The sequence below is a fragment of the Moorena producens 3L genome, from assembly GCF_000211815.1.
Classification (GTDB): Bacteria; Cyanobacteriota; Cyanobacteriia; order Cyanobacteriales; family Coleofasciculaceae; genus Moorena; species Moorena producens.
Genome location: NZ_GL890962.1, coordinates 21894 through 29992, shown reverse-complemented (window position 1 = coordinate 29992; position 8099 = coordinate 21894). Strand labels below are relative to the sequence as shown.

The following is an 8099-nucleotide window of genomic DNA, read 5'->3' as shown; positions in this document are numbered from 1 at the left end:
AAGCAATTAATAGACTAGGTAGGACAACACCTCAAAATAAGTAGGCAACGTGAAGAACATGCCAAGAGACTGGTTAGAAGTTACCGCAAGAAGAGTGCAGCCTTTATAGTTGGTAGGCTATGCATCAAAGGTGGCAGGTTTTGTTGTAAGGCTGCACTCTTCTAAGGTTTCGTCTCCGGCGCGTTGCGTGGTTCGATCTAACGATTTGGTCGCTTACGAAGATTTGAGGGTTAAAAATTTGGTTAAAAACCACTGCTTGGCTAAGTCTATTAATGATGCAGGTTGGTATCAATTTAGGAGTGCGATTCGTTGGTGAGAAACCATACCATGAATGTATGGGGGATTAACCGCTTGGTCCAATAGAACCACGACAACTTGATAACCATGAAGGTGAGAATCCTTCCCTCGTGAAATCCGAGTGACAGCCTTACCCTGATTCATGAACCTAACAAACTCATGGATTAATGCAAGGGTCGAACAGTGAAGCACCCTTAACCTGACCAGGTGTTAGTAACAGGCAAAGAACCCACGGGTACGAGAGAAAGATACGTCTGAATCATCGTCATGATAACGTAGCGAAATAAGGTTTGATACGCTACAGACAAATAAGTCAATGGAAGAAGGTTTGAATAGTTTTCTAATTATTCAAAGATTTCCCAGAAGTCTTCCCGGTGAATAGTATCACCCTAAAGGTTCACAGAATGGTTATCAGGAACGAAGTAACCCTCATACATACTCTCAGAAAGGTCGAATATTCTGAGTAGGTAGTTAGCCGCAAGTTAGATGAGGGCAAGATTGAGTCAGAAGCAAATGCCTAGAGTAATAACTAGGATACGCTGACCGACTCACGTTATAGGAAAAAGTATAGTCGTAAGTAGTAATGAAAAAGTCTAATACTCTGGGATTCTCCCAAAAGTCGGAATGGAATAAAGTCAACTGGCGAAAGCTAGAAAAGACTGTATTTAAGTTACAAAAACGAATATACCGAGCCTCACAACGTGGTGATGTCCGCGTGGTAAGAAAGCTACAAAAGACCATGATGAAATCATGGTCAGCTAAGATGATTGCGGTCAGACGGGTAACTCAACAAAATAAAGGCAAAAAGACTGCCGGAATAGATGGGGTCAAAGCTTTAACGAATAAGCAACGCCTCAAATTAGTAGCCAGCCTGAAAATCCTAAAGAAAGCTCAACCAACCAGAAGGGTATGGATACCTAAACCCGGAAAGAAAGAAGAGCGTCCTTTAGGGATACCCACCATATATGACCGTGCCCTACAAGCCCTAGCCAAACAAGCATTAGAACCAGAATGGGAAGCCAGATTTGAACCAAACTCCTATGGGTTCAGACCTGGACGCTCATGTCACGATGCTATAGAAGCAATATTTAGCAATATATGTCATAAACCAAAATGGGTTCTAGATGCAGATATTGCTAAATGCTTTGACAAAATAAATCAGGAAGCTCTACTAGAAAAATTAAATACTTATCCATCCATGAGACGTTTAATTAAGTCCTGGCTTAAAGCTGGTGTGATGGATAAAGGAATATTCTCACCTACAGATAAGGGCACCCCTCAAGGTGGAGTTATATCCCCACTTTTAGCAAATATAGCCCTTCATGGCATGGAACAGGCGGTATGGAATCACGCCAACTCGGTGAAAGGAAAGAAAACCTATTATAAAAGAGGATTGTCCCTAATCAGATATGCAGATGATTTCGTAATAATGCACCCTGACCAGAACGTGGTAGTAGAATATCAACAAATAGTCAACGAATGGTTAGGAAATATAGGGTTAGAACTGAAACCAAGTAAAACTATAATAGCCCACACATTTAATGGTTTTGATTTCCTAGGATTCAATATCAGACAATATAAAGCGGGGAAAAACCACTCAAAACAAGGTTTCAAAACTATCATCAAACCATCCAAGGAAAAAGTGAAAGAGCATTATGAGCAGCTCTCATCAGTAATAGACAGATATAGAGCCGCTCCGCAAGAGGCATTAATAAGCCATCTTAAACCCATTATAAACGGATGGTGTAATTATTACAAATCTGTATGTAGTAAAGACACTTTCAACAGTTTAGGGTATAGGCTTTGGAACAAACTTCAGAGATGGGGATATAGGAGACACCCTAATAAATCAAAGACCTGGGTAGCTAAGAAGTATTGGGGAACCATCGATGAGGATAGGTGGACTTTCATGAAAGATGTGAACCATTTTCTCCCGAAGCATAGCAAAACGGAGATAGTCAGACACAAGAAAGTCCAAGATATAAGAAGTCCCTATGATGGAGACCTAATCTATTGGAGTACCAGAATGAGAAAGCATCCTGAGATGACCACTCAGAAGGGAAGGCTTTTAGAACGGCAAGAAGGGAAATGCGCTCATTGTGGTCTTACTTTCAGGGATGGCGACTTATTAGAAAAACACCACATCTTACCACGTGCTCTAGGAGGTAATAATAAGGATGAGAATCTGGAGTTATTACACCTACACTGCCACGATGCAAAACACGGAAAGAGAATAAACACCTCAAGTCTAGATGACAATCCGTTAATGAGGTACCAATGACAATGGTTCCTATGATGAGGAGCCGTGTGATGTGAAAATGTCACGCACGGTTCTGAAGACGAGTCAGTGGGGTGATTCACTGGCTTAGTTTAATAATGGTTGGAGCATTTTGGAACCAAGTTTGGTAGGATCACTGTTGCAGTAAACCCCGCCTACACCAGCCAAAACTGCTCTGACTGCGGTGAAGTGGTCAAAAAGTCTCTGTCAACTAGAACCCATGTTTGCAAGTGTGGTTGCCAGTTAGACAGAGACCACAATGCCGCAATAAATATACTCCAAAAAGCCTTGGGTACGGTAGGGCATACCGGAACCTGGATCCTGGATCCGAACACTTTGGGAGATCTGTCCTCTACTCTTCCTGGTTCCGACCTGGTTGAGCAAGACGGTTCTGTGAACAAAGAATCCCCGCGTCTTTAGACCGGGGAGTGTCAACAGCACAGTGCCTCGCTTTTCGGCTTCTGGTGGCTAGAGGAAGATGGAGGAATCGAACCCCTACAACATCGCTGCCGTACCACGGTTTTCAAGACCGATTGCCGTCCACTCGGCGGCATCTTCCTTAAGGTGCGCTTTCCGTTGGCGAATTAAATTCGCCACGGGTCGCACCTAAGGGTGTCTGACGGGACTTGAACCCGTTATGACTGGTTCCACAAACCAGCGCCGCGACCACTTTGGCTTCAGACACCAAGTTGTTTAAAACAATACAAAGTTCTAATTATTTAGTGCTAATTATTTAGGATTGCTATCGTTAGCATCAAGTTCCTTGTCACGCAATATTGCCCTGACTGTCATTAAAATCTCTCCTAGTTTGTTTTTCCCACTACCATCAGCACCACAACCCCAGTAATAATCTATGGGTGAATTCTCAACAATTAGCTGATCACCTGTAGCAAGTAGTAACTGGCGAAGATCACCATGGGTTTCAAATTTTTGTAACACTCCTCGCTGCATAATCTCATCTTTGACTTTTTCCCAATCATCACGAAGAGGATGAGAGCGATTGCGTCCCATTTTTGCTGCTTCCTTTGGTGTTTTTGCCTCACGTATTTTGTCATACCAAGAGGAATCAGTAGTCACAAATTTTTGGGCTTGGAAGAAATGCTCACTAGTCGCCCACCACAATTCATCTAGCTCAAAGCCATGTCGGGAGAAGTTGGAAAAACAACCATAGGGTTTTTGGCGAGTACCGTAAAAATAGATTGTCATAATTGTTGCTGAATAATGAGAATGCTGACCACTCAGCCAGGTGGAAACCTCAAGGTTTTATGGAACCTAAAACCATAGTCCCTGGATTTTATCGATGGTTGACTTTTATGGTTTGAAGGTTGATAAGCTAAGGTTTGATGATTGAGGTTTAAGGGTTAACCGTTAACCTTTGACCTTTAAATTTAGCTTAAGATGGAGTCGGATTTGAACCAACAATCAATGATTACAAATCATATGCTCTACCAATTTGAGCTATCCATCTTACTTAAAAACCATAAATTTAGAGATTTTCGAGTGACCAGCACGCATCACCATTTTAATCAGGAATTTCGATCATTGTCCTAGCATTGCTGATCGAGAGTACTCGATCAACTGTTGACTTGAACTGTTCAATAAAGGTTTGTCGTCTTTCAAGTTCTTCAGCCAGGTTAGTAGGATCCAGTAGTTCAACCCCTTCTCTAGCTAGAAAGCTATCTGACAAGGATTGATACTTCTGTGAACCAACCGATGCATTCTGTCCTAGCACTTCTAGAGCTAGTTTATCAAGTCTGTCTTTGACTCGTGCTTGTGCCGTCTTATAGTGATTCAGGGTTTTAGTATATGCTGACTGCATAGTACCGATAACTGCTTCATAATACATGATAAACATCTTCATCTCAATGGCTTCTGCCACAGTCATCTCTTGGTCAGCAACCGTAACCATTGTAGACGCATTGGATAAGACAATTACTCTCTTGATCGTCCGCCTTCTGGCAATCAAGGCATCCACTTTTTGCAAAGCTGCTTTAGCTTTTATCTCATAATCTTCTCGTGATTTGAAGCCTGTTGGCACTTGACCGACTTCAACCACAGAAATTAAGGTGTTGTTGTCCAAAGCTGCTCTGGCTGAGTCAATGCGCTTTTGCAGCAAGGTCAACTCTGCTAGAGCATCTGTGACAGTCATAGTTGTCATTTTACCCTCCTTATCTCTTCATTTGTATCTCCTAGCTCATCACTTGTCAACCATGGTGTTAGTGTCAGCATTCAGCTCTCAGCTGTCAGCCGTCAGATTAAAATAAACTTCGTTCGCGTACCGTGCGCATCCCACAAACGGTAGAATTGAATAGTTCGACATTAATGACAATTGAAAGTCTGGTAAAAAGCCCATTAAGCATCCCGCATAAGCTGATAGCTGATAGCTGATAGCTTACGTTATTTGTTATTTGTTATTTGTTATTTATTATTTGTTACTTTATAGTTTTTACTTGACAAACCCCTTTCAATAACTTTCAATAATAAGTATTCAACCAGAGATGATATTACATCATGGCTGCAAATTGGTGGCAGGGGTGAGAATTGCACTCACTGATTTCCAGGGTATGAACCTGGCGAGCCTACTCTTGCTCCATCCCTGCGATACCCCTGGCAGGATTTGAACCTGCAAGACACTCGTTCTGGGGGAGTGATGTCTACCAATTGCATCACAGGGGTAAAGTCGGGGTGACAGGATTTGAACCTGCGACATCTTGCTCCCAAAGCAAGCGCGCTACCAAACTGCGCTACACCCCGTTAGTACTCCTGGTGGGAGTCGAACCCACAACTGACCGTTTTTAAAACGGTCGCCTCTGCCAATTGGGCTACAGGAGCATATTTGATACCAAGTTGCTATCAAAATTGATTTGGTTTGAAGGTTGAACGCGATCGCGTGGCCTTAAGGCCTACGGTTGTTTGGTTGTTCGCCTTTGGCGTCCGAAGTAGGGTAGGTTGTTTGGTTAAAGCTTACAACCGGTTAACCTTCAACCGGTTAACCTTCAACTGCTTAACCTTCAACAATAGAATGCCGGAGTTGGACTCGAACCAACCTCTCCGTGATTCAGAGTCACGGCGACTTGCCAATCGTCCATCCGGCATTGAGCACTTGCAATAGCAAGTGACAGCCCCCCAAGGTCGGCATCGAACCGACGACCTCTCGCTTTTCAGGCGAGCGCTCTACCCAACTGAGCTACCGGGGGATACAAAGGAGAAAGATCAAACCCCTCCTGACTGCCCTGGCAGGGATCGAACCCGCGACCATCGAGTTAACAGCTCGCTGCTCTTCCAACTGAGCTACAGGGCATTCATCGTGCCGACGGGGATCGAACCCGCAATCACCTGCTTGAAAGGCAAGCGGCTTAACCAAATTTGCCTACGGCACGGGAGCGCGGAGACTGAGATTTGAACTCAGATCAACGGTTTTGGAGACCGTCATGTTGCCAGTTACACCATCTCCGTATGTGGTAGCAGCGGCGGGACTTGAACCCGCACCCACCTGGTTATGAGCCAGACGCTCTACCTTTGAGCTACGCTGCTTGGAGTCACTGCTTGGAGTCACTGATTGGAGCAGGATTTGCACCTCCAACCGATAAAAGCGACTGCAAAGAGCGATGCAGAGGTGCGACCCGTGGCGAATTTAATTCGCCTACGGAAAACGCACCATTACGGTCTTGGGGGTTTCCCCCATGAGCGACTGCATCAAGACAGCGAGGCTGACGGGAATCGAACCCGCGACTTCCTGTTCGACAGACAGGCGCTCTGACCGTCTGAGCTACAGCCCCAGGACTTGAGCAGTTTATCCGTTGGAGTTTAGATCAATCTTTTAGATAAATCTTTGAGTTCACTCTGTGGGGAATCAACCCAAGGGTCTATCCCCACGTGATGAGCAAACACAGTTATATCCAAACATGAATCAAAAGGTATGTTACATATTTAGTTGTCAAGGTTCGGTGTAAGCTTTTGGATTCGAGCTTTTTGACTCTTTCCTCTGCGCTCTGTTTATATACTACATAAATACTACAAGCGGTGTCAAGGGTTTGGGCAAACTTTTTTTGGAAATTTTGAGGAGTTATGTGGATAGTCCCAAAAACCATACATGTAGTGTTTTGAGATAAAAATACACACTATATATATATTTAGGGGGGTAACTCCTCATTGCTAGAGGGGCAAGGGATGGTTTAACCGATGTAATGGATGACAGGATCGAGCAGGTCTCGATCAGGAGAAACATGTTACTCAGTTGTTACTGGTGCCTCTTCCCCCTCTTCGGTCTCTTCTTCAATCCTGAAGGAGGGTGGGATTGGGATTCGGTATGATGTACAGACAGTGCACTATGGCAATAAGCAACAAGCAAGAATGCATTTAGATCCCCTAGTCCCTAATTCTTTGTTGAATCTTTTGCAACTGGCTAGTCCCGTACTACCAGTAGGTGCTTACGGCTATTCTGAGGGTTTGGAAACTTTAGTTGATATTGGTGTGATTCACAACCAGGCTACTCTGCACCAGTGGCTAGAGCATCAACTGCGCTATGGAGCCATTCGATTAGAAGGTTATGTTATGGTCCGAGCTTACGAAAGTTATGGCAAAGGGGATTTAGAGGGTTTGAACTACTGGAATGCTTGGGTAAGTGCTGCTAAGGAAACTGCTGAATTGCGGACGCAAAGTTGGCAGATGGGTAACTCGTTGATGCGGTTACTGCTGGATTTGCACCCACCCAGTGAAACCATTGTGGAGAGAACTCATGTAACCTCTGAAGCAAATGTAATCTCTCTACACGATGTAGCATCAGCTGTGGGTCAACCCTGTAATTATGCGATCGCGTTTGGGATTGGGGCTGCTCACTGGCACATTGACATTACAGCCACAGTCTTAGGTTACTTACATAGCTGGGCATCTAATGTGATCGGTGCTGGGGTCAAAGTGATTCCCCTTGGTCAAACCGTTGGTCAACAGCTACTCCTAGCACTCAACCATAGACTTACTCTGACCACCGAAGATGTTTTAACTTTGGCGGATGAAAAATTAAGTAGTTGTGGCTGGGGATTAGCCCTGGCAAGTATGGCTCACGAAACTCAGTACACACGATTATTTCGCAGTTAATTCTTTTGAAAATAAATAATCCTTTTTTTAAAGACTTAATAAAGTTAGCTATATTTTGTTGCTGATGTTACTGAGAGATGCTAGATTTTCTAGTTAGCAAAGTATCCTACGACAATTAGCGTATCTTAAGACTTATATCATAGTTATGATTAAGCCAGAATAAATAAAGTTAAGTTTAATTAATTTTATTTAAAAAACAACCTTAATGAAGCTAAAATTTATCAAGGTCAGCTACTAATTTACCTTCATTTTGGCTAACCGGGTTTTGCTTATGGTTAGTGAAACTCGATAATGGTGCATCTCCACAACCTTGGCTTGACTTGTCTGCTAACATTACCAGTTTGGTGCATTCCTACAAAACCATGATTTACGGAAAACTGGGCGAAAAACCCGATATTTTGTAAACAATATACAAATATAGTGGCTG

General features: G+C 43.5%; 6 protein-coding genes, 13 tRNA genes and 2 pseudogenes. 5 read left to right on the top strand and 16 right to left on the bottom strand.

The window, feature by feature from the left end:
- Positions 1 to 165, top strand: a pseudogene (locus LYNGBM3L_RS50620) (RNA-guided endonuclease InsQ/TnpB family protein); the annotation flags it as partial.
- 123 nt (positions 166 to 288) lie between these two features.
- On the opposite strand, the gene LYNGBM3L_RS45225 reads toward LYNGBM3L_RS50620, so the two are convergent.
- Complete coding sequence (locus LYNGBM3L_RS45225; protein ID WP_008188615.1) at positions 289 to 441, bottom strand: hypothetical protein; 153 nt, start codon at positions 439 to 441, stop codon at positions 289 to 291.
- Positions 442 to 880: 439 nt separating this feature from the next.
- Between LYNGBM3L_RS45225 and ltrA the strand changes: the two genes are divergently transcribed.
- Positions 881 to 2578, top strand: coding sequence for a group II intron reverse transcriptase/maturase (ltrA, locus tag LYNGBM3L_RS25930; protein ID WP_008182183.1), 1698 nt, complete (start codon positions 881 to 883; stop codon positions 2576 to 2578).
- A gap of 96 nt (positions 2579 to 2674) precedes the next feature.
- Positions 2675 to 2995, top strand: a pseudogene (locus LYNGBM3L_RS25925) (zinc ribbon domain-containing protein); the annotation flags it as partial.
- 191 nt (positions 2996 to 3186) lie between these two features.
- On the opposite strand, the gene LYNGBM3L_RS42495 reads toward LYNGBM3L_RS25925, so the two are convergent.
- From LYNGBM3L_RS42495 to LYNGBM3L_RS25865, 15 genes are all read right to left on the bottom strand, one after another.
- Positions 3187 to 3260: transfer RNA gene (locus LYNGBM3L_RS42495), tRNA-His, on the bottom strand.
- 44 nt (positions 3261 to 3304) lie between these two features.
- Positions 3305 to 3781, bottom strand: coding sequence for a riboflavin biosynthesis intermediates N-glycosidase (gene ybiA / locus LYNGBM3L_RS25920; RefSeq protein WP_008188429.1), 477 nt, complete (start codon positions 3779 to 3781; stop codon positions 3305 to 3307).
- Positions 3782 to 3970: 189 nt separating this feature from the next.
- Positions 3971 to 4043 (bottom strand) — tRNA-Thr (locus LYNGBM3L_RS25915).
- 54 nt (positions 4044 to 4097) lie between these two features.
- Complete coding sequence (locus LYNGBM3L_RS25910) at positions 4098 to 4733, bottom strand: hypothetical protein (protein ID WP_008188427.1); 636 nt, start codon at positions 4731 to 4733, stop codon at positions 4098 to 4100.
- A gap of 365 nt (positions 4734 to 5098) precedes the next feature.
- A tRNA-Met gene (locus LYNGBM3L_RS42490) sits at positions 5099 to 5175 on the bottom strand.
- 2 nt (positions 5176 to 5177) lie between these two features.
- A tRNA-Leu gene (locus LYNGBM3L_RS25905) sits at positions 5178 to 5251 on the bottom strand.
- A gap of 4 nt (positions 5252 to 5255) precedes the next feature.
- A tRNA-Pro gene (locus LYNGBM3L_RS25900) sits at positions 5256 to 5329 on the bottom strand.
- Between the two features lie 4 nt (positions 5330 to 5333).
- Positions 5334 to 5407 (bottom strand) — tRNA-Leu (locus tag LYNGBM3L_RS25895).
- Positions 5408 to 5597: 190 nt separating this feature from the next.
- Positions 5598 to 5670 (bottom strand) — tRNA-Gln (locus tag LYNGBM3L_RS42485).
- Between the two features lie 28 nt (positions 5671 to 5698).
- Positions 5699 to 5772, bottom strand: a tRNA-Phe gene (locus LYNGBM3L_RS25890).
- Positions 5773 to 5803: 31 nt separating this feature from the next.
- Positions 5804 to 5876: transfer RNA gene (locus tag LYNGBM3L_RS25885), tRNA-Asn, on the bottom strand.
- A gap of 4 nt (positions 5877 to 5880) precedes the next feature.
- A tRNA-Glu gene (locus tag LYNGBM3L_RS25880) sits at positions 5881 to 5955 on the bottom strand.
- Positions 5956 to 5959: 4 nt separating this feature from the next.
- Positions 5960 to 6030: transfer RNA gene (locus tag LYNGBM3L_RS25875), tRNA-Trp, on the bottom strand.
- Between the two features lie 4 nt (positions 6031 to 6034).
- Positions 6035 to 6109, bottom strand: a tRNA-Met gene (locus LYNGBM3L_RS25870).
- Between the two features lie 171 nt (positions 6110 to 6280).
- Positions 6281 to 6354, bottom strand: a tRNA-Asp gene (locus tag LYNGBM3L_RS25865).
- Positions 6355 to 6928: 574 nt separating this feature from the next.
- Here LYNGBM3L_RS25865 and LYNGBM3L_RS25860 point away from each other — a divergent pair.
- Complete coding sequence (locus tag LYNGBM3L_RS25860) at positions 6929 to 7672, top strand: urease accessory protein UreF (RefSeq protein ID WP_008188423.1); 744 nt, start codon at positions 6929 to 6931, stop codon at positions 7670 to 7672.
- A 278-nt stretch (positions 7673 to 7950) separates the two neighbouring features.
- Positions 7951 to 8076, top strand: a complete 126-nt coding sequence (locus LYNGBM3L_RS48980; protein ID WP_267872098.1) for a hypothetical protein — start codon at positions 7951 to 7953, stop codon at positions 8074 to 8076.
- The last annotated feature ends 23 nt before the right edge of the window (positions 8077 to 8099 follow it).